Origin of the sequence: Sphingopyxis sp. A083 (assembly GCF_001468495.1) — a bacterium.
Taxonomy (GTDB): domain Bacteria; phylum Pseudomonadota; class Alphaproteobacteria; order Sphingomonadales; family Sphingomonadaceae; genus Sphingopyxis; species Sphingopyxis terrae.
The window spans coordinates 22,791-48,618 of sequence record NZ_LNSK01000007.1; the positions used below are offsets into that span (position 1 = coordinate 22,791).

At 65.4% G+C, this 25,828-nt stretch carries 26 protein-coding genes; 11 read left to right on the forward strand and 15 right to left on the reverse strand.

Annotation, left to right across the window (positions count from 1 at the left end):
• Positions 1-107: 107 nt before the first annotated feature.
• Entirely contained in the window at positions 108-1,889 is a 1,782-nt protein-coding gene (locus ATE59_RS12655) for an ABC-F family ATP-binding cassette domain-containing protein (RefSeq protein WP_058812695.1), read from the forward strand.
• 83 nt (positions 1,890-1,972) lie between these two features.
• Here ATE59_RS12655 and rpsU read toward each other — a convergent pair whose 3' ends face one another.
• Positions 1,973-2,179 carry a 30S ribosomal protein S21 gene (gene rpsU / locus ATE59_RS12660; RefSeq protein ID WP_003047635.1) on the reverse strand — a complete coding sequence of 69 codons (207 nt, stop codon included), beginning with the start codon at positions 2,177-2,179 and terminating at the stop codon, positions 1,973-1,975.
• 271 nt (positions 2,180-2,450) lie between these two features.
• Here rpsU and ATE59_RS12665 point away from each other — a divergent pair, with 271 nt between their 5' ends.
• The 4 genes from ATE59_RS12665 to ATE59_RS12680 all read left to right on the forward strand — a co-directional run bounded on the left by ATE59_RS12665 (position 2,451) and on the right by ATE59_RS12680 (position 6,165).
• Positions 2,451-3,215 carry a class II aldolase/adducin family protein gene (locus ATE59_RS12665; RefSeq protein ID WP_003047636.1) on the forward strand — a complete coding sequence of 255 codons (765 nt, stop codon included), beginning with the start codon at positions 2,451-2,453 and terminating at the stop codon, positions 3,213-3,215.
• Between the two features lie 27 nt (positions 3,216-3,242).
• Positions 3,243-3,788: a (2Fe-2S)-binding protein gene (locus ATE59_RS12670; RefSeq protein ID WP_058812696.1), complete on the forward strand. Its 546-nt coding sequence runs from the start codon at positions 3,243-3,245 to the stop codon at positions 3,786-3,788.
• Positions 3,789-3,900: 112 nt separating this feature from the next.
• Complete coding sequence (locus tag ATE59_RS12675) at positions 3,901-4,764, forward strand: RcnB family protein (RefSeq protein WP_082657428.1); 864 nt, start codon at positions 3,901-3,903, stop codon at positions 4,762-4,764.
• A 123-nt stretch (positions 4,765-4,887) separates the two neighbouring features.
• The gene (locus tag ATE59_RS12680) at positions 4,888-6,165 is read left to right on the forward strand and encodes a metal-dependent hydrolase family protein (protein WP_082657421.1); all 1,278 of its coding nucleotides are present in this window, start codon (positions 4,888-4,890) and stop codon (positions 6,163-6,165) included.
• 10 nt (positions 6,166-6,175) lie between these two features.
• Here the strand turns inward: ATE59_RS12680 and ATE59_RS12685 are convergent, their stop codons facing one another.
• Positions 6,176-8,758 (reverse strand): EAL domain-containing protein, encoded by a 2,583-nt coding sequence (locus tag ATE59_RS12685; protein WP_231737336.1) that lies wholly within the window; start codon positions 8,756-8,758, stop codon positions 6,176-6,178.
• Between the two features lie 211 nt (positions 8,759-8,969).
• Between ATE59_RS12685 and ATE59_RS12690 the strand changes: the two genes are divergently transcribed.
• Positions 8,970-10,001 (forward strand): fatty acid desaturase family protein, encoded by a 1,032-nt coding sequence (locus tag ATE59_RS12690; RefSeq protein WP_058812699.1) that lies wholly within the window; start codon positions 8,970-8,972, stop codon positions 9,999-10,001.
• On the opposite strand, the gene ATE59_RS12695 is transcribed toward ATE59_RS12690, so the two are convergent.
• The 5 genes from ATE59_RS12695 to ATE59_RS12715 all read right to left on the reverse strand — a co-directional run bounded on the left by ATE59_RS12695 (position 9,980) and on the right by ATE59_RS12715 (position 14,127).
• Positions 9,980-10,768, reverse strand: a complete 789-nt coding sequence (locus tag ATE59_RS12695) for an HvfC/BufC N-terminal domain-containing protein (RefSeq protein WP_197409175.1) — start codon at positions 10,766-10,768, stop codon at positions 9,980-9,982. The genes ATE59_RS12690 and ATE59_RS12695 overlap by 22 nt on opposite strands.
• Positions 10,761-11,612, reverse strand: coding sequence for an MNIO family bufferin maturase (gene bufB / locus ATE59_RS12700; protein ID WP_058812701.1), 852 nt, complete (start codon positions 11,610-11,612; stop codon positions 10,761-10,763). Before bufB ends, ATE59_RS12695 begins: the two co-directional genes overlap by 8 nt.
• 60 nt (positions 11,613-11,672) lie before the next feature.
• Entirely contained in the window at positions 11,673-11,957 is a 285-nt protein-coding gene (gene bufA2 / locus ATE59_RS12705) for a BufA2 family periplasmic bufferin-type metallophore (protein ID WP_003047653.1), read from the reverse strand.
• 86 nt (positions 11,958-12,043) lie between these two features.
• On the reverse strand, positions 12,044-12,529 hold the full coding sequence (locus ATE59_RS12710) for an asparaginase domain-containing protein (RefSeq protein ID WP_003047656.1): 486 nt from the start codon (positions 12,527-12,529) through the stop codon (positions 12,044-12,046).
• Positions 12,526-14,127, reverse strand: coding sequence for a lysine--tRNA ligase (locus ATE59_RS12715; protein ID WP_058812702.1), 1,602 nt, complete (start codon positions 14,125-14,127; stop codon positions 12,526-12,528). Before ATE59_RS12715 ends, ATE59_RS12710 begins: the two co-directional genes overlap by 4 nt.
• Before the next feature lie 118 nt (positions 14,128-14,245).
• Here ATE59_RS12715 and ATE59_RS12720 point away from each other — a divergent pair, with 118 nt between their 5' ends.
• Positions 14,246-14,614 carry a PilZ domain-containing protein gene (locus tag ATE59_RS12720; RefSeq protein ID WP_058812703.1) on the forward strand — a complete coding sequence of 123 codons (369 nt, stop codon included), beginning with the start codon at positions 14,246-14,248 and terminating at the stop codon, positions 14,612-14,614.
• Positions 14,615-14,618: 4 nt separating this feature from the next.
• Here ATE59_RS12720 and ATE59_RS12725 read toward each other — a convergent pair whose 3' ends face one another.
• Positions 14,619-15,053 carry a hypothetical protein gene (locus ATE59_RS12725; RefSeq protein WP_058812704.1) on the reverse strand — a complete coding sequence of 145 codons (435 nt, stop codon included), beginning with the start codon at positions 15,051-15,053 and terminating at the stop codon, positions 14,619-14,621.
• Positions 15,054-15,177: 124 nt separating this feature from the next.
• On the opposite strand from ATE59_RS12725, the gene ATE59_RS12730 reads away from it, so the two are divergent.
• Positions 15,178-17,925, forward strand: a complete 2,748-nt coding sequence (locus ATE59_RS12730) for an ATP-dependent DNA helicase (RefSeq protein WP_058812705.1) — start codon at positions 15,178-15,180, stop codon at positions 17,923-17,925.
• A gap of 70 nt (positions 17,926-17,995) precedes the next feature.
• Complete coding sequence (locus tag ATE59_RS12735; RefSeq protein ID WP_058812706.1) at positions 17,996-18,547, forward strand: SixA phosphatase family protein; 552 nt, start codon at positions 17,996-17,998, stop codon at positions 18,545-18,547.
• Positions 18,548-18,726: 179 nt separating this feature from the next.
• Here the strand turns inward: ATE59_RS12735 and ATE59_RS12740 are convergent, their stop codons facing one another.
• The gene (locus ATE59_RS12740) at positions 18,727-19,458 is read right to left on the reverse strand and encodes a response regulator transcription factor (RefSeq protein ID WP_082657423.1); all 732 of its coding nucleotides are present in this window, start codon (positions 19,456-19,458) and stop codon (positions 18,727-18,729) included.
• Positions 19,459-19,559: 101 nt separating this feature from the next.
• Here ATE59_RS12740 and ATE59_RS12745 point away from each other — a divergent pair, with 101 nt between their 5' ends.
• Positions 19,560-21,092: a class I adenylate-forming enzyme family protein gene (locus ATE59_RS12745; protein WP_058812707.1), complete on the forward strand. Its 1,533-nt coding sequence runs from the start codon at positions 19,560-19,562 to the stop codon at positions 21,090-21,092.
• 36 nt (positions 21,093-21,128) lie between these two features.
• Here ATE59_RS12745 and ATE59_RS12750 read toward each other — a convergent pair whose 3' ends face one another.
• The 5 genes from ATE59_RS12750 to rpmF form a co-directional block, all read right to left on the reverse strand.
• Positions 21,129-21,518 carry a MerR family transcriptional regulator gene (locus ATE59_RS12750; protein WP_058812708.1) on the reverse strand — a complete coding sequence of 130 codons (390 nt, stop codon included), beginning with the start codon at positions 21,516-21,518 and terminating at the stop codon, positions 21,129-21,131.
• A gap of 14 nt (positions 21,519-21,532) precedes the next feature.
• On the reverse strand, positions 21,533-21,826 hold the full coding sequence (locus ATE59_RS12755; protein WP_003047685.1) for an integration host factor subunit alpha: 294 nt from the start codon (positions 21,824-21,826) through the stop codon (positions 21,533-21,535).
• Between the two features lie 171 nt (positions 21,827-21,997).
• A complete protein-coding gene (locus ATE59_RS12760) occupies positions 21,998-22,963 on the reverse strand; it encodes a beta-ketoacyl-ACP synthase III (protein ID WP_003047689.1) in 966 nt (321 codons plus the stop codon).
• Entirely contained in the window at positions 22,960-23,994 is a 1,035-nt protein-coding gene (plsX, locus tag ATE59_RS12765) for a phosphate acyltransferase PlsX (protein ID WP_003047692.1), read from the reverse strand. The genes ATE59_RS12760 and plsX overlap by 4 nt, the downstream gene beginning before the upstream one ends.
• A gap of 22 nt (positions 23,995-24,016) precedes the next feature.
• Positions 24,017-24,196 carry a 50S ribosomal protein L32 gene (rpmF, locus tag ATE59_RS12770; protein WP_003047695.1) on the reverse strand — a complete coding sequence of 60 codons (180 nt, stop codon included), beginning with the start codon at positions 24,194-24,196 and terminating at the stop codon, positions 24,017-24,019.
• 344 nt (positions 24,197-24,540) lie between these two features.
• Between rpmF and ATE59_RS12775 the strand changes: the two genes are divergently transcribed.
• Complete coding sequence (locus ATE59_RS12775) at positions 24,541-24,981, forward strand: MAPEG family protein (RefSeq protein WP_058812709.1); 441 nt, start codon at positions 24,541-24,543, stop codon at positions 24,979-24,981.
• 33 nt (positions 24,982-25,014) lie between these two features.
• Here the strand turns inward: ATE59_RS12775 and ATE59_RS12780 are convergent, their stop codons facing one another.
• Positions 25,015-25,680, reverse strand: coding sequence for an MBL fold metallo-hydrolase (locus tag ATE59_RS12780; RefSeq protein ID WP_003047701.1), 666 nt, complete (start codon positions 25,678-25,680; stop codon positions 25,015-25,017).
• Positions 25,681-25,828: the final 148 nt, after the last annotated feature.

Genomic DNA, 25,828 nt, shown 5'->3' on the forward strand with positions numbered 1-25,828 from the left:
CCGATCGTGGATACCCACCCCATACGCAGGACGGAGCGGGCCCGTTCCCGCCTTTGGGCGCTCGGCGCTTGCATGACGCTGAACGCCTATGTAGCGAGCCGTTCATCATGGCAGCTCCCATTCTCTCTTACGAAGGCCTGGCCCTGGTGCAGGGCACCGGCTGGCTGTTTCAGGATCTCGACATCTATGTCGGCGCGCGCGATCGGCTCGCACTGATCGGCCGCAACGGCGCGGGCAAGACGACGCTGCTCAAGTTGCTCGCCGGACGCATCGAGCCCGACAAGGGCAAGCGGACGATTGTCCCCGGCACCCACGTCGTGCTGCTGGAACAGGAGCCCGATTTCACGGGCTATGCGACGCTGATGGACTATGCGATCGGCGGCGCGAACCCGCCCGCCGAACATGAGGTGGCGGCGATCGCCGACCAGCTTGGCATCGACATGGCGCGCGAAGCGGCAAGCGCCTCGGGGGGCGAGCGTCGCCGCGCCGCCATCGCGCGCGCGCTGGCGCAGAATCCCGACGTGTTGCTGCTCGACGAGCCGACCAACCACCTCGACCTTGCGGCGATCGACTGGCTCGAAGGCTGGCTCTCGCGCTTCTCCGGCGCCTTCGTCGCCATCAGCCACGACCGCACCTTCCTGACCCGCCTGACGCGTCAGACCCTGTGGCTCGACCGCGGTGGCATCCGGCGCAAGGAAATCGGCTTCGGCGGTTTCGATGCATGGATGGAGGCCGTTTATGCGGAAGAAACGCGCGCCGCGGAAAAGCTCGATGCGAAGCTGAAGCTGGAGGCGCACTGGCTGCAGCGCGGCGTGACCGCGCGGCGCCGCCGCAACCAGGGCCGGCTCGAAAAGCTGATGGAGATGCGGGCCACGCGCGCGGCGATGATCGGCGGTCCCGGCGTCGCCAAGCTCGGCCTGGCCAACGACGACGTCCGCTCGAAATCGGTGATCGTCGCCGACCACATCAGCAAGCGCTTCGGCGACCGCACGATCATCAAGGACTTCGACTTTCGCGTCCAGCGCGGCGATCGCATCGGGATCGTCGGCGCCAATGGCGCGGGCAAATCGACGCTGCTCAAGCTGCTCACTGGCGAAATCGAACCCGACGAGGGCAAGGTCACCCTCGCCCCCACGCTGGACGGCATCGTCATCGATCAGCAGCGCAGCCTGCTGTCGCCCGAAAAGACCGTACGCGACATCCTCGCCGACGGCGGCGACTGGGTCGAGGTGCGCGGCGTCAAGAAGCATGTCCAGGGTTACCTCAAGGACTTCCTCTTCGATCCTTCGGTTGCCGAGGCTAGCGTCGCCGCGCTTTCGGGCGGTGAACGCTCCCGGCTTCTGCTCGCCCGCGAATTCGCGCGCGAATCGAACCTGCTCGTCCTCGACGAACCGACCAACGATCTGGATCTCGAAACGCTCGACCTTTTGCAAGAGGTCATCGCCGACTATGCGGGAACCGTGCTGTTGGTCAGCCACGATCGCGACTTCCTCGATCGCACCGTAACGGTCACCCTCGGCCTCGACGGCTCGGGCAAGGTCGATATCGTCGCGGGCGGCTATGCCGACTGGGAAGCCAAGCGCAGCAAGCCCGCGTCGGCGAAAGCCAAGGCGGCCGGCGCCGATACCGCGCCGCCCCCACCGCCGCAGGCACGCCGGAAACTCTCCTACAAGGACCAGCGCGACTACGACCTGCTTCCGGGCCGTATCGAGGAGATCGAGAAGGAGATGGCGGGCATCGAAACCGAATTGTCCGACGGCAGTCTGTTCACGCGCGATAATGCGCGTTTCAGTGCCCTGACGGCAAAGCTCGACGCGTTGCGCGCGGAAAAGGCCGCAGCCGAGGATCGCTGGCTGGCGCTGGCCGAAGAAGTCGAAGCACTGGGATAAGCCCCGCGCCACCGGCAAAGAAAAAGGGCGCCGCGTTGCCGCAGCGCCCTTTTACGAAACAGGATTTCGTATCGAAGACGGTCTTACTTGATACCGTCGCGTTCCATCCGCTTGCGCTCCATCTTGCGGGCGCGGCGGACGGCGGCGGCGCGTTCACGCGCACGCTTTTCGCTCGGCTTTTCGTAGTGACGGCGCAGCTTCATTTCGCGATACACGCCTTCCCGCTGCAGCTTCTTCTTGAGCGCGCGGAGGGCCTGGTCGACATTATTGTCGCGAACGATGATCTGCATACGCCGTGTCGTCTCCTGTTCGTCAGACGGCCGAGGCTTCCGGCGGAAATCCGGGTTGCCATAGGTCGCCGATATTCGGGCAATAAAAAGAGCGTCGCAAAGGCGCGACGTTCCGTTGGGGCGGCCACTAGAGAGATTCGCGCCAAAATGCAAGCCCCCACGCGGCAAAGCGTCGCTCTTCCGCGCGCGGATGCCCGTCGCCGCCATTGCGCGCGCCCACTCGCCTGTGGCATAGGTAGCAAGACGAAACCGACAGGAAGAGGATCGCCCGATGGCAACCCAGCTCAAGCGCAACAGCAAATATAGCGAAGCCGAATGGACGGCGCGGCTCGAACTCGCCGCCTGCTACCGTATTTTCGCAATGATGGGCTGGGACGAAATGATCTTCAACCACATCACGGTGAAGGTGCCGGACGAGGACGGCAGCTACCTCATCAACCCCTATGGCATGCACTTCAGCGAAGTGACTGCGTCGAGCCTGATCAAGATCGACATCGACGGCAACAAGGTCGACGCCGACAATCCTTGGCACGTCAACAAGGCGGGCTTCGTCCAGCACAGCCTGTTCCACCGCGTGCTGCCCGACGCGCATGCGATCATCCACACTCACACCACCGCGACAACGGCGGTCTGTTCGCTCGAGGGTGGGCTCCAGCCTGTGAACTTCTATGCCTGCAATTTCATGGGCCAGCTTGGCTATCATGATTTCGAGGGTGTGACGGTGCGCGAGGAAGAGGGCGAACGCCTCGTCGAAAACCTGGGCGACAAGCGCATCCTGATGCTCAAAAATCACGGCCCCGTCGTGATGGGCAAAACGCTGACCGACGCCTTCATCAAATATTGGGCGCTCCAGCGCGCCTGCGAAATCCAGCTCGCAACGATGAGCATGGGCAAGCCGATCACCGTCCCTGAAGACGTGATCAAGGTGCATCAGCGCGACCTTTATATGGCGGCGATTCCCGGCCAGTCGGGCAAGGCCGAATTCGACGCGATGGTGCGCAAGGTCGACAAGATCGATACGAGCTGGCGTGACTAATCACCGCGTTTCGCTAAGACGGGCGGCATGACGAAATTCTCGGTCAACGACCGCCCGGTCGAATATCGCATGGATCCCGAAACGCCCCTGCTCTGGGCGCTGCGCGATGCGTCGAACCTGACCGGGACCAAATATGGTTGTGGCACCGGCGAGTGCGGTGCTTGCACCGTCGATATCGACGGCGAGGCGATCCGCAGTTGCCTTGTGACCATTGCCGAATGCGAGGGCCGTTTCGTCACCACGATCGAGGGATTGTCACGCGACCGTAGTCACCCGGTCCAGCAAAGCTGGGTCGCCGAACAGGTACCGCAGTGCGGTTTTTGCCAGTCGGGCATGATCATGACGGCCGCCGCGTTGCTGCGCAAGAACAGCAATCCCAGCGACGCCGAAATCGACGCCGCGATGACGGGCATTTGCCGCTGCGGCAGTTACCCCCGGATGCGCGAAGCGATCCGCCGCGCCGGCCGGGTAATCCGGGGCGAGGAGCGCATCGCCGCCGCACCGCCGCCGGGCATACGTCCCGACGATGCCGCCCGGGCCGTCCCGGCGCTGCGCCCGGCGGAGGGAAACTGAACGACAGGCAACAGTCCGGTTCAGCGCTCACTCATCTGACCGGCGGTAATTTCCGATTCATCATCCCGATCGGCCGGGTGCCGCATGGGACATGGATCTGGAGTGTGCCGAGATGAAGAAGACATTCGGAGGATTGCTGATCGCAGCGACGATCCTCACCCCCATCGCGCCCGCCGCCGCACAGGCGAATGGCGAGCGGATTCAGATTGCTCAGCGCGGCGATCGCGGCGACCACCGCGGTTCGCGCGGGACCGATGGCCGCCGTGGCGACTGGAACGGCGGCAATCGCGGCCAGAACCGAACCGCCCAGCCGGCACCGCAACCGCAGGCCCAGCCGCAGCAGCGCAATTACCGCACCGACCGGCGCGCGCCGCAGGGGCAGCCGAGTCAGGGACAGCGCAGCGATACGCAGCGCCCGCAGCAATGGCAGGGTCAGCGCGGCGACGGCCAGCGCCAGCAATGGCAAGGCCAGCGCGGTAGCACGAATGACCGCAGCCGCGATCGCAGCGGCCAGCCCGACCGGCGCTTCTATCGTCAGGATAATGACCGGAACGACCGGCGTTACGATCGTGACGATAATCGGCGCTATGACCGGAACGACCACCGCCGGTACGATAACAACCGGCGCTATGATAACGACCGTCGTTACGACAATCGGCGCAGCAACAACTGGAACCGCAGCTGGCGCAGCGACCGTCGCTACGACTGGCGCAGCTATCGCGACCACAACCGGAGCTATTACCGGATGCCGCGCTATTACAACCCGTACCGGGGCCGCAATTACACGCGCTTCAGCATCGGTTTTTCGCTGGGTTCGCTCTTCTACAGCCAGCGGTACTGGATCAACGATCCCGGCTATTATCGCCTGCCGCCCGCTTACGGCCCCTATCGTTGGGTGCGCTATTATGACGATGCGCTGCTCGTGAACACCTACACGGGTCAGGTCGTCGACGTGATCTACGACTTCTTCTGGTAATATTCCTTTCGGTTATCAGAAGCCAAACTGAAGGGCCGGTTCGTCCGGCCCTTCTTTTATGCACCCTCCCCTTGCCCTCGCGCTCCGGTCGCGCCACGGTGGGCGAAAGACAGGGGAGACATCATGCTGAAGAAAAGCCTGCTCGCCGCCGTGGCGGTTGCCGCCATGCTGGGCGGGGTTGCCGCCGAAGCGAAGACGACGCTCGTCTATGCCGCGCGCGTCATCACCGATCCCGATAAGCCCGCGCTTGGCCCATCGACCGTGACCGTCACCGATGGCCGGATCATGACGATCGAGCCGGGCCGCGCCGCCGCTCCGGCGGGTGCCGACGTCATCGATCTCGGCGACAAGACGCTGCTTCCCGGCCTGATCGACCTCCACGTTCATTTGACCGGCGACCCAGGCGGTGATTTCCGCAACGAAGCGGTCGATCCCGACGAATGGGGCGTTGTCGTCGGCGTCAAAAATGCCGCGATCACGCTGCGCGCCGGCTTCACCACGGTGCGTGAGGCGGGGTCGGCGCAATATACCGCCTTCTCGCTGCGCCGCGGCACCGCCGAAGGCTTGATCGAAGGACCGCGGATCGTCGCCGCCGGTGTGCCCTTGTCGATCATCGGCGGCCATGGCGACGTGACGGGCTTCCGCGAAGATGTCCACGCTATACTCGATCAGGGCTATACCTGCACGGGCGCCGTGGAATGCGCCGAAAAGGTGCGCAAGGCATCGCGCGCCGGCGCCGATGTCATCAAGATCACCGCGACCGGTGGCGTCCTGTCGCAGCAGGGCCGCGGCCTTGGTGCGCATTTCTCGAATGATGAACTCGTCAGCATCGCCGATACCGCCCACTCGCTGGGCCTCAAGGTCATGGCGCATGCGCATGGCGAGCGCGGCATCGAAGCGGCCGCCGCCGCCGGGATCGACAGCATCGAACATGGCACCTTCGCCGATGATGCCGCGCTGAAGGTCATGAAGGCCAAGGGCACCTATCTCGTCCCGACCCTGATGGCGTTCGAGGGCGTGCGCGAACGGCTCGGCAAGGGCATCTACACCCCCACTGTCGAGGAAAAGGTCCGCATGACGCTCGGCCGCGTGGGTCAGGCCGTGACGCGGGCAAAGGCGCTGGGCGTGCCGATCGCCTTCGGCACCGACGCCGGTGTGTTCGAACATGGCCGCAACGCGGGCGAGTTCGCGCTGCTCGTCAAGGCGGGGCTGACCCCGCGCGAGGCGTTGGCGAGCGCGACGACCACCGCCGCCCGGTTGTTGTCGATGGAAAACGAGATCGGCCGCATCGCGCCGGGCATGTCCGCCGACATGATCGCGGTCGATGGCGATCCGCTCGGCGATGTGACGACCCTCGAACATGTGCGCTGGGTGATGGCGCGCGGGCGTATCGCCGACTGACGACAGGAGATCAGGCGGCGCGGTCGATCCGCCCGCCTGTCCGGCGTTCCTTCGCCCCGGCGCCGCCAACCAGCGCGCCGATGTCGACCACTTGTGCAAAACGGACTCCGACGCGGTTCCCGTCGGACCAGCGCGCTTCGGCGTCCATCACCACATCAGCGCCAAATTCGATCAACAGCGACGTTCCTTCGGGGACATTCCACAAACCTTCGATCAGCGCACCGCGCGACGACAGATTACGCACAATCGCTTCATAGCGATAGCCGCCGCTCGCGATCTGGATCGTCCGGAAGGTCCGCATCCGCGCTTCGCGCGCACTCTTGTAACCCTGCGCGACCGCCTTGCCATTGCCGTCGGCGAGCAAAGCCAGCACTTCCTCGACGGTCATCGGCTTGCCGTAGATATAGCCTTGGACATGGCTGCAGCCGAGGCCGCGGATCAGCGCCAGATCGTCGTGCGTTTCGACCCCCTCGGCGGTGGTTTCCATCTTGAGCGCCGTCGCCAGTCCGACAATCGACGAAATGATCGCGGCATTCATGCTGCTGGGATCGGCCGCGCCGAGCACGAAGCTCTGGTCGATCTTGATCTTGTCGAACGGCGCCTTCTTCAGATAGCCGAGCGCCGAATAGCCGGTGCCGAAATCGTCGAGGGCTAGCCGTACCCCGGTGCGCTTCAACCGTTGGAACATCTCCAGATTTTCGGGACTTTCGTCGAGGAAGACGCCTTCGGTAATTTCCAGCTCAAGCTGATCGGGACGAATGCCCGCCGCGGCGACCGCGCTCAGGATCGTCGCGGGCAGTTTTTCATTGGCAAACTGGCGCGGCGACACATTGACGGCAACGCGATACCCCGGCCCCAATCGAGCGATCGTGGCGCAGGCGGTGCGGATGATCCATTCGCCGATCGGAACGATCAGGTTCGATTCTTCGGCGATCGGGATGAATTTCGACGGGCTGATGATCGCATCGCCGCCCTGTTGCCAGCGGATCAGCGCCTCGAAGCCGCTGATCCGTTCGCTGCCGACGTTGACGATCGGCTGGTAAAGCAGCTTCAGTTCGTCCTTTGCCAGCGCATCGCGCAGCGCATCTTCGATCGCCTTGCGCTCGCTTGCCTGGTTATGCATCGCGTCGGCATAGAAGCGATAAACCCCGCGCCCGGCGTCCTTCGCCGCATAGAGCGCAAGGTCGGCGTTGCGCACCAGCGCCGACGAGCCGATGCCGTCGCTTTCCGAAATGGCGATGCCGATCGACGATCCGATGCGGATGCGCTCGCCTTCGATCAGAAAGGGCTTGGCAAGGCTCAGGATGATCGCATTGGCGATCCCCGCCAGCTTTTCGACCTGGGTGATCTGCGGCAACACGATCTGGAACTCGTCGCCGCCCAGTCGACCAACCTGCCCCTTGTCGCCGACGACCTGCGTCAGCCGCGCCGCGACCTGTTGCAGCAACTGGTCGCCGACCGGATGCCCCATCGTGTCGTTGACCGCCTTGAACCGGTCGAGGTCCATCAGCAACAGCGCGCAGGGCTGCGCCTGGCCGATATGATTCTTCAGCGCGCGCTCGAGCAGATCGGTGATGTGCAGGCGGTTCGCGAGGCCGGTCAGCGTGTCGTACCGCGCGAGCTGATTGATCTGCTGTTCGGACTTGCGCTTTTCGGTGAGGTCGGTGCCGCTGCCGCGAAAGCCCTGGAAATTACCGAGCGCGTTCGAAATCGGATGGCCTGAAATCGACCACCAGCGCTCCTCGCCCGCGACCGCCGCCTGGACCGTCAGGTCGTTGAACGGCGTCCGCGACGACAGGCTGAAGCCCAGCGTGCGCTCCTCGCTCTCGTCGGCGCCGCCGCGCTTGCGGATCATGTCGGTAAAGGGGCGCCCGAGCAGGTCTTCGGCCGGCCGATCGAGCTTCGCCGCGACGGTCGGCGAAATATAGACGAGGTCGCCGTTGCGGTCGGTTTCCCAGAACCAGCCGCGTCCGGCGCGCTCGAAATCGCGCATCAGTCCAAGCGCCCGCTGCTGCTCGCTTCCCGACTGGCGGCGCACGCGCGTCGCGCGCCGCTGATGCCGGATATCCTCGCGCATCATCACGACCAGCATGCCGAGGAAGATGATGCCCGCAATCCCGAACGGCCAAGATGCGATCCCGATCGCGCCACCGATCGCGGTGCCGCCGGCAAAGGCAAAGAAGGCCGGACGCACAATCGCCGCCGCGGCCGCGGCTACGAGGACGGTACCCAGCCGGATTGCCGAAAAGGCATCGAGGTGGGACAGTGCGTCAGGCGTCCCGAGCGCTGCGAAGGTGCCGATTGAAACGAAGAATGTTCCTGCGCCGACCAGCGCCAGCGAGGCGGCGGCAAGCGTCGGCAGCCATTCGATCCGATGCGCCCAGCGCAAGCGCGAGCATTGGCCGATAACGGTAAGCGCGACATCGCACAGCAGTCCGGCAACCAATGTGGCCCATTGCAGCGGATGCGATAGGAAACCCGACAGGCCGGGGACGAAAGCAAAAGCGAAGAAGGCCACGGTCCGGCCGATCAGCACATAGTGCCACAGCTGCGCGACGCGCATCATGCGCCCAACGAATTCGGGTGTCTGCAACAGCGATTCGTCGTCGGACGACCCGCCGCTTGCGCCCCGGCTGATGCTGTGCCTGACCCCCAATGTGTTCGCCAATCCCGCTATCTGGTCCCGCCCACCGCTCTGTCGCCGGCGGGGTTTCCAAATCCTTACCGCGGGCGGATCGTTAACCCCATTGCTGTGCCAAAATGGAAGGGGTTGGGTTTCGCTTCGCAACGGGTTACACCGGGGCATGCCCGCCGTCCGCCTCTTGCCGCCCGATCGCTTTTTCGACCGCCAGCAGTGGGCGGCCATCACCAAGCCCTCCGCCTGGTACGGTATCTGGCTCGTCGCGCACGGCTGGATCGTCAGCGTCGCTGCCATCGGCCTGGCGGCGTGGAGCGGCAATCCCCTGGCCTGGCCGCTCGCCGTCATCATCGTCGGCGGACGCCAGCTCGGCTTTGCGATCCTGATGCACGATGCAGCACATGGCGCGCTACACCCCAATCGCAAGGTCAACAATTTCCTGGGACAGTGGCTCACCGGAGCGGCGGTCGGATCGGATCTGATCGCCTATCGCACCTATCATCTCCAGCACCACAAATATACGCAGCAGACCGAAGACCCCGACCTTGCGCTGTCCAAGCCATTCCCGACCACCCGCGCCAGCCTGATGCGCAAGATCGTCCGCGACCTGACCGGACAGACATTTTTCAAACAACGCATCGCCCAGTTCCGCTTCGCCTTCGTGGGATTGAGGGCGATGCTTCGCGGCGAACGGGCGGAGAAAAGAAGGGCGAGCACCAAGGCGGGAACGCCTTTCAACAAGCAATCCGACGATGGCGTCACATCGCCCATGGACGATCTTGCCGGCGCGATGACGGTTACGCGGTCTGTCGGCCGCTTTCTGCTCGTTCAGGCCATACTGCTCGCGGCGTCGCTGCTGCTCTACGGCTGGACGCCCTATCTGCTCTGGTTTGCCGGACTGGCGACGACCTTTCAGCTCTATCTGCGCATCCGTAACATCGCCGAACATGCCTGCACCGCGACAGGGAGCGACGATCCCTTCAGCCACGCGCGCACGACGCATGCCGGCTGGCTCGCGCGCGCGACGGTTGCGCCATATTGGGTGAATTATCATGCCGAGCATCACCTCTTCATGGGCGTGCCCTGCTATCGCCTGCCCCAAGTCCATGCCGCGCTCGGCCGCGCCGGCAAGCATGATGCGATGACCATCGCGCCGAATTACGCTGCGGTGCTGCGTCAAGTTACCGCTGCGGCCTGATCGGCCAATATCAGCACGCCGTCGGCCAGCCACCGAGCGAGCAGCGCAGCCAGCGTTTCCATGGCGGTCGCTTCCTCAACTTCGTTCACTAAATGCGCGCTGATATCCGCGAAACTGGCGCCGCGCCCGATCCGCACCAGCGTAGCCGCCTCGACCGCGGCCAGACTGCGAAAATGCGGCTGGAGTCCGTTGCGCCACACCAGCACATCCACGGGAGCTGCAAGAACCGCAACCGCCGGAGGGGCTTCGCCGGCGTCGAGCGCGCTCCACAGCGCGGCGCTATTATGGTCCATCGCGAGCAGCCGCGCCGAGGGATGCAGCGCTAGGCCGGCCCCGACCCATTGCTCGCCGAGCATGCCGATCGCGCCGGCATCGAGTGGCGGCGTATCGGGCGCGTCGAAGGCATGGCGCAGCGCCCAGTCCAGCCGGGCAAGTTCGGCCAGTTCGCCGTCTTCCTGAAAATGATGCGCGACGAAGTCGGGCAACGCAGCACCATAATAGCGCAGATTGCGTGTCGTCGACGGGTGCGCCTTTACATAGGCATCGGCGATATGGCCGAATTGCGCATCGCCCAGATAGGCATGCAGCCGCTCGAAATGATCGGCGAGGACGCCGGTCAGGCTCGCGCGGTAATTGTTGCGATAGATGCCGATCCGGCGGGCCGCGCCGACTCGCGCGTCATCGACGATCAGGGCTTCGGCATCCACGTCCTCGCCCATGATCGCGGCAAGAAAGCGTTGCTGGATGGCGTACAGTGCGTCAGCCACCGACCGGCTCCAGCGCCGACTGCGCCAGCTTGCGGGCCCGTTCGAGTTCGGACAACAGCGCCGCCAGCGGCGGAATGTCGTCATCGCGTTCGATCATCGTCGCGACGGGGCCGACCATCGCAATGGCGCGGGCGTAAAGATCCCATACCGCATCGCATACCGCTGCATCGTGCGTGTCGATGACATAATCGCCCATGTCGCTGTGGCCCGCGAGATGGATTTGCTGGATACGCCCGGCGGGCAAGCCGCTCAGATAGTCCAGCGGATCGAAGCCATGGTTGCGCGCGCTGACGTAGATGTTGTTGACGTCGAGCAGCAGCAGGCAGTCGGCGCGTTCCGCCATTTCAGCCAGAAAATCCCATTCGCTGCGATCGGAGGCGCGAAAGCTGACATAGCTCGACGGATTTTCGATCAGAATGCGCCGCCCCAGATAATCCTGCACGCGGCCGATATTGTCGACGACGCACTGCAATGTCGGTGCATCATAGGGCAGCGGAAGCAGATCATGGCTGTTATGCGCGTTGATCCCGGTCCAGCACAGATGATCCGAAATCCAAAGCGGATCGACCCGATCGGCGAGCGCCTTCAGCGCTGACAGATAGATGTGGTCGAGCGGCTCGTCAGACCCGATCGACAGCGACACACCGTGCATGACGATCGGATAATCGGCGCGAATCCGGTCGAGCGTCGCCATCGGGCGTCCGCCCGGCACCATATAATTTTCCGATATGATCTCCAGCCACTCGACCGGTTGGCGCCGCGCCAGGAAATCGGGATAATGGACGGGGCGCAGTCCCAAACCGAAGCCGGGCGACGGGATCGCGATCCGCTGATCTTGAGGCATGATTGGGCTCGATTAATTCCTCCCGCACGGAGCCGGAGCGCCGTGCGGGAGGGAATGGCATCAGCCGAGGTCGCCGATGACGCCGCCGCCGGTCAGACACTTAGCGGCGGTCATGGCCTTGAAGCCATGGCCCTTGCATTCGTTCTGACCCTTGCATTCGTTGGCCGAGGTCTTGCAGTCAGCCGTACCCTTGCAGCTGTTGACGCCATAGCAATGCACGGTGTCCTTGGCACCGACCGCGGCGCCCGAACTGCCGGCAGGCGCCGGAGCGGCCAGAGCGGCGCCGGCGAGTGCGAGGGCAGTGGCCGAAGCGGCAATGGCAGCGGCGAATTTCGTGTTGGTCATGCTATCCTCCGAAGACGGGATGGAGGGACAATATGTCCGTCCATGCTCCTATATTCGGAGGCGCGCGCGCGAGGTTACAGTCGGCGCTATTCGCCCGCCGCGACGAAACGGCCGCCCGCGCGATCCTTTACCGTGGTCTCGGGATCAAAGATCATGCCGTTCATCGCGACATAGACACCGGGCGGCAGCGTCTGCACCGCCGCCAGCGCAAAGCCCACATTGAACTCGGCATCGCTCGCCCGCACCGACGCAGGCTGCATCGCGCCGGTCAGCACGATCGTCTTGCCCGCAATTCCCGCCAGCGCCCGGCCGGTGACGACCATCGTGTCGGTGCCATGCGTGACGAGAACATGCGCCGAATCGCTCGCGGCGACTGCCGCGCGGATCGCCTCGCGGTCGGCGTCGGTGAGTTCTAGGCTGTCCTTGCGCATCAACTGGGTGACGCGGTGCGGCACATGAACATTATTCTCTCGCAGCATGTCGGGGATCGCCGCCGGCCCGATCTGGAACTCCGACAGCGCGTCGAAATAGACTTTGTCGATCGTCCCGCCGGTGGTGAAGATGTCGATCATGCCAAAGCTTCCGCAATCAGGCGCCGCGTGTTGTCGATCCCGAACAGCGCGATGAAGCTGCCCATGCGCGGACCTGCGCTCGACCCGAGCAGCGTTTCATAAAGCGCCTTGAACCAATCGCGCAGATTTTCAAAGCCATAGGCTTCGCTCTTGCCGATCTCATAGACGATGTTCTGGATGTCGTCGGCCGACGCATCGGCGGAAAGCGCGGCAAGCCGGTCGTCGAGTTCCTTGAGCGCAGCGCCCTCACTGCCCACAGGCTTGCGGCGCTTCAGCGTCGGGGCGACATAGTCGCGGTTGTACGCCATCGCATTGTCGATCAACCGGTCGAGCTCGGGCCAGGTCGCTGCGTCGGCGCCCGCGACATATTGGCCGAGGTAGCGCCAGATCTGGTCCTTCGCCGCATCGGCGCCCATCACGGCGACAAGGTTGAGCAGCAGCCCGAAGGTCACCGGCAGCACCGCGTCGGGCACATCTTCGCCGCGCGCGACATGGACGTGATGCACGGGGTTCCCCAGCTTCTTGTCGGGTTCCTGCGCCGGATAGCTTCCGCGCATCTGCAGATATTCGTCGACCGCCTTCGGGATGACGCCGATATGAAGTTGCTTCGCCGCCTTCGGCTCGCGATAGGCGTAGAAAGCCAGGCTCTCTTCGCTGCCATAGCTCAGCCATTGTTCGATCGACAGGCCATTGCCCTTCGACTTCGAAATCTTCTCGCCCTTTTCGTCGAGGAACATTTCGTAAATCAGCCCCTCGGGCTTGCGTCCGCCCAGCGCCTTGGCGATCTTGCCCGACTGGATGCCGCTGTCGGTCAGATCCTTGCCGTACATCTCGTAATCGACGCCGAGCGCGACCCAGCGCATCGCCCAGTCGACCTTCCATTGCAGCTTGGCACCGCCCGACAGGATGCTGTGGGTGATCGTCACGCCCTCATCCTCGAACGATACGAGCCCCGCATCGGCATCGACGACCGTCACCGGCACCTGCAGCACGATCCCCGACTTGGGGCTCACCGGGAGGATCGGCGAATAGGTCGCGGCGCGCTCGGCACGCAGCGTCGGCAGCATGATGTCGAGAATATCCTGATTGTGCCGCAGGACATTCTTCAGCGCTTCGTCGAACGCGCCCGAGCGATAGCGTTCGGTCGAGCTAACGAATTCATACTCGAAGCCGAAGCGGTCGAGAAATTCGCGCAGCATCGCATTGTTGTGATGCGCAAAACTCTCATACTTGCCGAACGGATCGGGAATCGCGGTGAGCGGCCGACCCAGATGCTCGCGCAGCATGTCGCCGTTCGGCACATTGTCGGGAACCTTACGCAGCCCGTCCATATCGTCGCTGAACGCCACGAGGCGCGTCGGCAGGCCGCCCGTCAGCGTTTCATAAGCGCGCCGCACCATCGTTGTGCGCAGCACTTCATTGAAGGTGCCGATATGCGGCAGGCCCGAGGGGCCATAGCCGGTTTCGAACAGCACCGGCGCGCCGCCGGGCTTGCCGTCGGGATAGCGTTTGATCAGCTTGCGCGCTTCCTCGAACGGCCAGGCCTTGGACGTTTGCGCGGGCTCGCGCAGCGAAGGATGAAGGTGCAAATCGGTCATGGGGCGCCCATAGCGGCAAGCGCCCCCGAATCGAAAGGCAAAATTGTCCGCCCGCCGCAACGGAACGGCGCCAGACATGGTTACGCCAAATTAACCACGTCCGTCCTAGCCTCGGGCCATGACGAGTCCCCACACTCCCATCACCCGCGCTCACAAGCGTACCCCGGTCGCCATCGAGGTGATCGTCAACGGCGTGCTCAACCAGATCGAAGGGCGCATCTGCGACCTTTCGGAAGGCGGCGCCCGCATCGACGGCGCGAGCATGCCGGCGCGATCCCGCTGCGAAATCCACTACGGTGGCCAGGTCGTCTACGCGATCGTCATGTGGTCCGAATTCGACCGCATGGGCGTGCGCTTTCCCTACGAGCTGTCGCACGGACCGCTGTTTAACGCGCTCGAACGCGCGCGCGGCGCCGCCGGCGCACATCCTGCGCAGATATTTCTGTCAAACCGCAGCCCAGGTTTCGGACGGCGCGGGCTGAGCTGAGCGATCAGAAGGGCGTGATGGTGACGCCGTCGCGCTCATTGTCCCAGATCATCGCCATGATACGCCACCCGCGTTCGGGGTCTTTGAATAGCTGGATCGAATTGATGCCGCGCCTCTCTGGCGGTGAGTCGTCGAGCGCCGAACGCGCTTCATAAGCGCTCCATACGTGCGCCATGTTGCCGAGTACGTCGATCCGCCGGGCAATTTCGAGCTCGAAGAAATCATTCTCGGCAAAGAAGGGCGTCGTATCGCGAGCATAGTCAGCGAGGCCCATGCTACGAAATATCGCGCGGCCATCGGCATCGACGCCCGTTCGGATCTGACGGGCCTCGGGATGGAAGCAATTATCCTGGCGCGACCAGTCGCGCGGCCCCTTCGGGCCCGAAATCATCGCATACATTTCGTCGACCACCGCGCCGATCGCAGCCTCTTCACCCATTGTGTCGCCCCTCTCATCAATCTCCCGCCGAAAGATGGTCGCTTTTCACGCCGCTGCAACCCGAAAGCGTGTCGCATCGATTGCCCGCCTTGCCGCGTTCGCCTTTTGTGCCTAGCGTGGGGCAATGGCGCCCGATCCGCTCTCCCTCCCCGCGATCCACGCGAGCCATGTCGGCATCTGGATCGCCGACGCATCGGGCCGCGTCCAGCGCGTCGGACGCGGCGAAGCGATCGCGGCGGTCGCCGCAACCCCGCATGTCCTGCTCGGCGCGACGCTGACGGGCGACCGGCTCGGCTACCCCGAGCTGTCGGGGCTCGATCTGCTCGAACTCTTCGCCTTCCTCTTTCCCGCGCGCTTCGCGGTACCGACACCGGCGGGGATCGCCGCCGCGATGGGCATCGCCCCGCCCGATAGCGAAGCCGATGTTGCGGCGTTCCTGCCGCGCGCCGCCGCAGCGATGCTCGATCGCGCGGGCGATGCCGCGTGGCCCGAGCGCGAGGGCGCGTGGCACGGCCTGCAGGCGCTGTCGCGCCAGCGCTGGCCGTGGGCGCCACTGCTGCAGCCGCGCATCGGCGCGCCCGAACGCAGCGAGCGCTGGCTGTTCGCGCGGCTGCCCGAATGGGAGGAAGCTGCCCCGCGCCCGCAGCCGCGCCAGGTAACGGTCAATCCCGACGATGTGACCGCCCGGCTCGACCGGCTCACCGGTGATGGCGCCGAACGCCGTGCGGGGCAGCGCGACTATGCCCGCGCCGCCACCGCGATCTTCGAACCGCGCGAACGCCGCGACCGGCCGCAGATGCTGGTCGCCGAGGCGGGCACGGGGATCGGCAAGACGCTGGGCTATCTCGCCCCCGCCAAGCAATGGATCGATCAGTCGGGCGGCAGCGTCTGCGTGTCGACCTATACCAAGGCGCTGCAACGCCAGCTGGCGCGCGAGACCGAGCGGCTGTACCCCGATGCCCGGACGCACCGCGAAAAGGTGGTGGTGCGCAAGGGACGCGAAAATTATCTCTGCCTGCTCAATCTGGAGGATGCGCTGCAAGGCGGCTTTTCGGGCCGCGCGGCCGTTCTGGCGCAGCTCGTCGCGCGCTGGGCGGCGTATACGCGCGACGGCGACATGGTTGGCGGCGATCTGCCCGGCTGGCTGCCCGCGCTGTTCCGCCGCAACGGCACGACCGCGCTGACCGATCGGCGCGGCGAGTGCATCTATGCGGGCTGCCCGCATTTCCGCAAATGTTTCATCGAACGCTCGACCCGCGCGGCAGCGCAGGCCGACATCGTCATTGCGAACCATGCGCTGACGATGGTGCAGGCCGCGCGCCCGCGTGATGGCGGCGCCCCCGCGACGCGGCTGATCTTCGACGAAGGCCACCATCTGTGGGACGCCGCCGACAGCATGTTCGCCGCCGCGCTCACCGGGCAGGAAGCGATCGAGATCCGCCGCTGGGTATTGGGGCCGGAGGGCAAGTCGCGCGGCCGCCGCCGCGGTCTTGCGGCGCGGCTGGCCGACGTCGCAAGCTATGACGAGGCCGGCGACAAGGCGATTCAGGCGGCGATCGAGGCGGCGGGCCAGCTTCCCGGCGACGGGTGGCTCGCGCGCATCGCCGAGAACGGCGCTTGGGGCGCGATCGAGCGGCTGCTCGTCGCCGCACGCGGGCAAGTCTATGCACGCGGCGCCGATCCGAAAAATGCCGACAGCGGCTATGGCCTGGAAACCGAACTTGCCGATCCCGGCCCCGATCTGGTGGCGGCTGCCGCCGACGCGAGCGATGCGATCGAGGCGCTGCTGCGGCCGCTGATGGCGCTCGGCAAGCGGCTCGACGCGTTGGTCGACGATCCGCCCGACTGGCTCGACGGACAGGCCCGCGCCCGCGTCGACGGCGCCCGCGCCAGCCTCGGCACGCGCATCGACACGCTCGGCGCGTGGCTGTCGCTGCTCGGGCGCGTCGGCGGCCCGGCCGATCCCGACTTCGTCGACTGGCTCGCGGTCGACCGTTTCGACGGGCGCGAATATGATATCGGCCTGCACCGCCACTGGCTCGATCCGGCGCGCCCCGTCGCCGATATCGTCTATGCGCCGGCGCAGGGCGTGCTCGTCACCTCGGCGACGTTGCGCAGCGGCGCGCAGGCGGGCGGTGATGCAGGCAGCGGCTGGTCCGACGCCGACATCCGCACCGGGGCGCGGCACATCGACGGCGGCGTCCGGCATTTCGCGGTGCCGAGCCCCTTCGACTATGCGCGGCAGGCCGAAGTGCTGATCGTCACCGATATTGCGCGCGGCGACCTCCCCGCCCTCGCCGGCGCCTACAGCCGCCTGATCGAGGCGTCGGGTGGCGGTGCGCTCGGCCTGTTCAGCGCGATCCGCCGGCTGCGCATCGTCCACGCCCGCATCGCTGACCGGCTCGCGCGCGCCGGACTGCCGCTCTATGCCCAGCATGTCGATCCGCTCGACACCGGCACCCTGGTCGACATTTTCCGTGCCGATCCGCACGCCTCGCTGCTCGGCACCGATGCGCTTCGCGACGGGGTCGATGTGCCGGGTGAATCGTTGCGGCTCGTGGTCATGGAGGGGGTGCCGTGGCCGCGCCCCACCATCCTCCATGCGGCGCGGCGCGCGGCGCAGGGCGGCGGCGCCTATGACGACGCCGTCATCCGGGCGCGCATCGGGCAGGCGTTCGGCCGCCTGATCCGCCGCGCCGACGATTTCGGACAGTTCGTCATGCTGTCGCCCAGCTTTCCGTCGCGGCTGCTCAGCGCTTTTCCCGCCGGGACGCCGATCCGCCGCCTGCCGCTCGACGAGGTTGTGAACCATGTTGCGGCGGCGAACGGCGAACAGCGAAAAAGAGCGTTTGCTGCCTTTTCACCGTCATGAGTTTCCGGCAGAAGGCAGCGCAGCAAGGCTATTGGGCTCGGGGGCTGGCGCAGCGGCGCGGGGAGAGATTTTGAAGACTTTGACTATCCTGCGTCATGCGAAATCGGGCTGGGACGCGACCGTCGAACGCGACTTCGACCGCCCGATCAACGCGCGCGGCCGTCGCGGCGCCGAACTCGTTGGCCAATATGCAAGGCGGCAGGCGATGGCGATCGACCGCATCATCGCCTCGCCCGCGGTGCGCGTGACCGAAACGCTCGATCTGTTTCAACCCGCCGCCGGAATCGATGCAATCGAACCCGATTGGGACCGCCGCATCTATCTTGCCTCGTCGGCGACGCTGATCGATGTAATCCGCGACATGGGCAAGGACGCGCAGAATTTGCTGATCGCGGGCCATAATCCGGGGCTGGAGGATCTGATCCTCGAACTCGTCCCCGAATCGCCCGACGACGAATTGCGCGCCAAAGTCGAGGAAAAGCTACCGACATCGGCGCTCGCCCGCCTCGAACTCGACATCGCCGACTGGCGCGACCTCAATACGAAGAGCGCGCGTTTCGTCGCTTTCATCCGACCCCGCGACCTCGACGCATCGCTGTCGCCCGCGATGGACGACGACTGAGGGGATTTGGCGGCTTCGAGGTGGGAAGCTGCCGCCCTCCATTTTCGTCATCCCGGCGAAGGCCGGGATCTCGCCGGTGCGTTATTCCGTTAGGTCGAGATCCCGGCCTGCGCCGGGATGACGATGCAATTAATGTGATCCTCCGGGTGCCTGCAGTTGCCCAAATTTACCAATACCCGCTAAGGCTGGCGCGCCGGGAGACCGAGCACGCCCCGATGCGGGTGCAGCGCATAGCCTTCGCCCTTGATCGTGTGCAGCATCGGCCAGTCGAAGCCGCGGTCGATCTTGGCGCGCAGCCGCGCGACATGAACTTCGACGCGGTTGGTGCCGGGATCGAAGTCGATCCGCCACACCGCCTTGAGCAGCGCGGCGCGCGACATCGGGCGGCCGGGAACGCGGGCGAGATGGGCGAGCAGGTCGAATTCGCGCTGCGGCAGGCGGATCAGCTTTCCGGCGCGCTCGACGCGGCGGTCGATCAGGTCGATGCGCAGATCGCCCGCACCAAGCTGCCCGGCGGCCAATTGGCTGCGCCGGAGCAAGGCCGCGATCCGCGCCGCCACCTCGGGCAGGTTGCCGCGCCAGCCGAGCGCGTCGTCGGCGCCGCCGGCAAGCGCCGTCAGCCGGGCGGCGGGCGAATCGCGATCGGTCAAAACGAAAAGCGGCCGGCGTCCTGCGACCGAGCGCGCGAGACGGACGGCCGCAAGCGCATCGGCCGCCGCGGCGCCAGCCGATGAGCCCAGGAGCAACAGATCGAAACACTGGCTGAGCCAGGGGCGCAGCCCCGCGTCGGGGTCGGGCAGAATGTCGACCGCACAGCCCGCCGCGACCACCGTCGCGGCGATCCGTGCCGCCACGGCAGGCTCCGGATGATAGAGGGCGACGAGCAACTTCGTGTCGCTTTCTGCCGCCATCCCCGATGGATGCATCGTTCGCCCCTGCCGTGACGCAACTTGTTGTCGCGCCGCCGCCCCACCGGCATTGCACCGCCCCCCTGCTGTGCTAACCGGTAGCCATGACCAGTATCGAATTGCTTGACAGCACCTTCGCCACCCTGCCCGACCTCGTTCGCGCCCACGCCGCCGAACGTCCCGATGCCGTAGCGGCCGCAGACCCGGCGCGGCGATTGAGCTGGTCCGAACTGGATCAGATGGTCGACCGAATCGCCGCGCGGCTGCAGCAGGACGGACTGGCGAAGGGCGACCGGACCGCGATTGCGGGCCTGAACAGCGTTGAACAGATGGCGGTCATTCTCGGCACGCTGCGGGCCGGCGGCGTTGCCGGGCTGATTACCAACAGCGCCACGGGCGAACAGATGGCGGCGATGATCGCTGATACCGGGGCGCGTCACCTGTTCCTCGACAGCACGGCGTCGGCAAGCCTCGAAGGCCAGACCGTCACCGCCAGCGATCGCATCGCGATGGACGGCAGCGACGTCGGCGTCGCGCTGGACGAATGGATGGCGCCCGCAGGCACCACGCCTGCGGCGGTCGCGATCGATCCGCTCGACGGGTTCAATATTATCTATTCGTCGGGGACGACCGGAACGCCGAAGGGGATCGTTCACAGTCACGCGATGCGCTGGCAGCACATCCAGCGCGGCGTCCCGGCCTATGGCCCGGACGCGGTGACGATCCTGTCGACGCCCCTCTATTCGAACACGACGATGGCGAGCTTTCTGCCGACGGTCGGTTCGGGCGGGCAGGTCGTGCTGATGAAGAAATTCGATGCGCGCGGCTTTCTGGAGCTGGCGGAGCGCGAACGCGCCACCAACACGATGCTCGTTCCCGTCCAGTATCGCCGCATCATGGCGCTCGACGATTTCGACCGCTTCGACCTGTCCAGCTTCGTGATGAAATATTGCACCTCGGCGCCCTTCGCCGCCGCACTCAAAGCCGATGTGCTGAAGCGCTGGCCGGGCGGCCTCGTTGAAATCTACGGCATGACCGAAGGCGGCGCGGCCTTCATCCTCGAGGCGCATCAATTCCCCGACAAGCTGCACACCGTCGGAAAGCCCGCACCGGGCCATATCGCTAAGGTCATCGACGAAGAGGGCCAGGAATTACCGCAAGGGTCGGTCGGCGAAATCGTCGGTCGCAGCCCGGCGATGATGACCGGCTACAACAACCGCCCCGATGCGACCAAGGCCATGCACTGGCACGATGCGGAAGGGAATCTCTTCTATCGTCATGGCGACATCGGCCGCTTTGACGAGGACGGTTTCCTGACCTTGATGGACCGCGCCAAGGACATGATCATTTCGGGCGGGTTCAACATCTTCCCGAGCGACCTCGAGGCGATCCTGCTCGCCGACGACCGCGTGGTCGAAGCGGCGGTGGTCGGCATGCCGAGCGAGGAGTGGGGCGAAACCCCCGTCGCTTTCGTTGTGCTGAAACCCGGCGCCGATGCGGAAAGCGTGCGCGCCGATTGCAACGCCAAGGTCGGCAAGACCCAGCGGCTGAGCGCGATCACCACCGTCGACGAACTGCCGCGCAGCCCGATCGGCAAGGTGCTGAAACGCGAATTGCGCGACGCCTACGCCCGGTAGACGGAGCGCGAATTGTTCAGATGGGGCGCCGCTGTCTCAGCGCAGCGCCGCGGCCAGCCGCTCGCGCAGTGCCACCAGCGCGGCGACCGGAATACCCTTCGCTTCACTGTGCGACGCCCGCGCGACCGGGACGTCGCGGGGTATCGCGGCAGCGCCGTCGGGTTCCGACGACAGCGCCTTGCGGGCGCCATCGACCGTATAGCCCTTCACGTGAAGCAGGTGATGGATGCGCTCTGCCAGCGCAATATCGTCGGGCCGGTAATAGCGCCTGCGGCCCGACCGCTGGAGCGGCCGAAGCTGGGGAAAGCGCGTTTCCCAGTAGCGCAGGACGTGGGTCGGCACCCCGATACGGTCTGCGAGCTCGCCAATGGCAAGCATCGCTCCGACCGCCTTGCCGTCCCCGTTGCGGCTATCGTGATCGCCCATCGGATACGACCGGCTTATTTGCCCGCAACGCGGGCGCGCATCGCCTGGCTGGCGCGAAAGGTCATCACCCGGCGCGGCAGGATCGGAACCTCGATCCCCGTCTTGGGATTGCGGCCGACGCGTTCGGCCTTGTCGCGCAGCACAAAGGTGCCGAAGCCCGAAATCTTCACATTCTGGCCCGCGGCCAGCGCGTCCGACATATGCGCGAGAATCGATTCGACGATCGTCGCCGATTCGTTTCGCGACAGGCCGACCTGCTGATTGATGCGCGCGGCAATGTCGGCGCGGGTAAGCGTTCCTGCTGTCATAATTGACCCCTCCCCTCCTGAAGCGGATGCACAAGAGGAACCCAGACAGCCCCCACCGTCGCGAGTCCCGGGATTATATGTAACAAAAGCGAATTAATCCGCCAAACTTAAACGGATGGAGCGTGGAGTTGATGCGACGAGCGTCGAAAGCCCGTTCGTGGACTGCAAAAACTAGACGCGCAGGACCGCCGCACCCCAGGTAAAGCCGCCGCCCATCGCCTCCAGCACGACCAGATCGCCGCGCTTGATGCGCCCGTCGCGCACCGCAAGGTCGAGCGCCAGCGGGACCGAGGCCGCCGACGTATTCGCATGCTGATCGACCGTCAGCACGACATGGTCGGCGGGCAGGCCCAGCTTTTTCGCGGTGGCGTCGATGATGCGCTTGTTCGCCTGATGCGGAACGACCCAGTCGATATCCTCGGCCTTCAGCCCGACGTCTGCCAGCACCTCGCCCAGCACATTGGCAAGATTGGTGACGGCATGACGGAACACTTCGCGGCCCTGCATCCGTACATGGCCAACGGTGCCGGTGGTCGAGGGACCGCCGTCAACGTAGAGCATGTCGCAATATTGCCCCTCGGCGTGCAGCCGCGTCGCGAGGATGCCCTGGTCGTCCGCGACGTCCTTTGCCGACAACACGACCGCCCCCGCACCGTCGCCAAACAGGACGCAGGTCGTGCGGTCCTCCCAGTCGAGGATGCGGCTGAAGGTTTCGCTGCCGATCACCAGCGCATGTTCGGCCGCGCCGGTGCGCAGCATCGAATCGGCGACCGAGACGGCATAGAGAAAGCCGGAACAGACCGCCGCCACGTCGAACGCGATGCAGTCTGGCGCGCCGAGCAGCGCCTGGACCTTGGTGGCGGTGGCGGGGAAGGTGTTGTCGGGCGTCGCGGTCGCGACGATGATCAGGCCGATGTCCGCAGGCGACAGACCCGCTGCCTTCAGCGCCTCACGCGCCGCATCGGCGCCCAGCGTCGCGGTCGTTTCATCGGGTTCGGCGATATGGCGAAAACGGATGCCGGTGCGTTCGACGATCCATTCGTCGCTGGTATCGACGCGTTCGGCGAGTTCGGCGTTGGAAACGCGGGTGCGCGGGAGCGCCGAGCCGGTGCCGGCGAGGACAGCGCGCCGGGTCATGCCGCGGCGTCGCTGCGGAAATTGGCAAGATCCTCGGTCACCTGGCGTGTAATGTCCTTTTCGACGAGTTCGGCGCACAGATGCACGGCGTTCGCGACGCCCTTTGCATCGGCGCTGCCGTGGCTCTTGAGTACCACGCCGTTGAGGCCGAGGAACACCGCGCCATTGTGATTATTGGGGTCGAGATGGTGGCGCAGCAATTCGGTCGCCGGCCGCGAGATCAGAAAACCGATCTTCGACCGCACCGACGAGGTGAAGGCGCGCCGCAGCAGATCGGTCACGAACCGCGCGGTCCCCTCGATCGTCTTGAGCGCGATATTGCCCGAAAAACCATCGTGGACGACGACATCGACATTGCCGCGCGACAGCTTGTCGCCCTCGATGAAACCCGCGAACTCCATCGGCAGCCCGGTGGCATCGCGAAGGATCGCGGCGGCGTCGCGAATTTCGTCGGTGCCCTTGAGCTCTTCGGTCCCGATATTGAGCAGCGCGACGCGCGGACGCTCCAGCCCCATCGCGGTGCGCGCATAGGCCGCGCCCATCACCGCAAACTGGACAAGATTGTTGGCGTCGCAGTCGGTGTTCGCGCCGAGATCGAGCATGACGACGTCATTGTCGCCGAGCGACGGCAGCAGTGCCGCGAGCGCGGGTCGGTCGATGCCGGGCATGGTGCGCAGCGCCAGCTTCGACATCGCCATCAGCGCGCCGGTGTTGCCCGCCGAAACGGCGCCGCCGGCATCGCCGCGCTTCACCGCATCGATGGCGAGTCCCATCGAGCTGCCGCGGCCGCTCCGCAGTGCCTGACTGGGCTTGTCCTCGCCGGACACGACCTTGTCGGTGTGGATGATGTCCGACGCGGCGCGCAGATTGGGGTGGTTGTCGAGCGCAGCCTTGATCTGCTGCTCGTCGCCGACGAGCAGGAACCGCAGGCCGTCGTGCCGGTGGCGCGCCATCGCCGCGCCGGCGAGCATCACGCGCACGCCGACGTCACCGCCCATCGCATCGATCGCGATTCGCGGTGTAAGGCTCATACCAACGCCCTCCGGCTAATGCTTAGGCGCCAGCCGAAACCACTTCGCGGCCGTTATAATGGCCGCAGGCGTTGCAAAGGTTGTGCGGACGCTTCAGTTCGCCGCAGTTCGGGCATTCCTGATAGGCCTCGACCTTCAGGCTGTCGTGGCTGCGACGCATGCCGCGCTTCGAGGGCGAGGTTTTTCGCTTGGGGACGGCCATTTTAAATCCTGCATTCTCAAATGTTTATACGAATCGGCAAACCCGGTGTTGTCACCCCCCGATGCCGGGGAATGACTGGCCCGCCCGCCGCGCCGAAAACCATAACTGCTTTGGAACTGCAGTATAATCTTCCGCCGGAAGGTGCCTCAACGCCTGATGGTGTCGGGTGCCGGATCGGGCGCGGCTATAGCGTTTTTGCCCGCAAAGGCAACCCCCTCGCCGCGCGTCGGAACCCGGGCGGATGCACCTTCCCCGTCGCCCCTTGCCGCGGACGCGCGCCGGTGCCACATCTGCACCCGGTCGCGCCAGCACGAGCGCCGGCCGATAACAAGAGGGGGAATTTCATGTTCATGTTGCCGATCAGCCTGACCATCGCCGCGGGCGCCGCCCTGCTCAACCTCTGGCTCGCGACCCGCGTCGGGCGCGTGCGCGGACAGGAAAAAGTCTCGATCGGCGACGGCGGCAACGACCGGCTGATTCGCCGCATGCGCGCACAGGCCAATTATGTCGAGAATACGCCCTTCGTCCTGATCCTGCTTGCGCTGGTCGAACTGGGGATCGGCTCGTCGATCTGGCTGTGGGCGGTGGGCGCGCTCTATCTCGTCGGGCGCATCCTGCACGCGATCGGCATGGACGGCATGATGTGGGGCCGCATGGTAGGCACCATCATCACCATGCTGACCCTGCTCGGCCTGGCGATCACCGCACTGCTCTCGGTCTATCTGACCCCGACGAAAATCGTCAGCACCGAAGTCACCGAAACCGTCGCCATCCAGCCGAAATGAAATAGCGCTGGCCCCGCGCGTAAGGGCGGCGCCTCAGCCGCCCACAACGCCGTCGGCGACATAGGGGTTGGTGCGCCGTTCCTGCGCAAAGCTGCTGTGCGGACCATGGCCGGGCAGGAAGATGGTGTCATCGCCGAGCGGCCACAGCTTGCCGGTGATCGAATCGATCAGTTGCTGATGATTGCCGCGCGGAAAGTCGGTACGCCCGATCGACCCCTGGAACAGCACGTCGCCGACGATCGCGAGCTTCGAGGGGCCGTGATAGAAGACGACGTGGCCGGGCGTGTGGCCGGGACAATGAATGACGTCGATCGTCAGATTGCCGACTTTAACCGTGTCGCCATCGACCAGCCAGCGGTCGGGCTCGAACACCTCGCCCGTCATGCCGAAGCGCGCGCCATCCTCACCCAGCCGCTCGATCCAGAAACGATCGTCCTCGTGCGGCCCTTCGACCGGCACGCCCAACTCCCGGGCGAGCACCCCCGCCTGCCCGCAATGATCCATATGACCGTGGGTGACGAGAATCTTTTCGACCTCGACCCCCGTCTGCCGGATCGCCTCGCGCAGCTTGGGCAAGTCGCCGCCGGGATCGACGAGCGCCGCCTTGTTGGTTTCGGTGCACCAAAGGAGGGTGCAATTCTGCTGAAAGGCGGTGACCGGGACGATGGCGGCCTTGAGCGGCGGGTTGGGAGCGTTCATGCTCGCAGATGTGGGGAAATGCCGCGCAAATGGCAAGCAGGCGCGAGCGCTGACGAAGAACCGCGCCACGACCTTTGCCGCTGCATCAGGGGTTGAAGGTTCCCGAACAGCCCCCATTTACCCGGTGCGGGCCGGGCCCCTCTGGCGA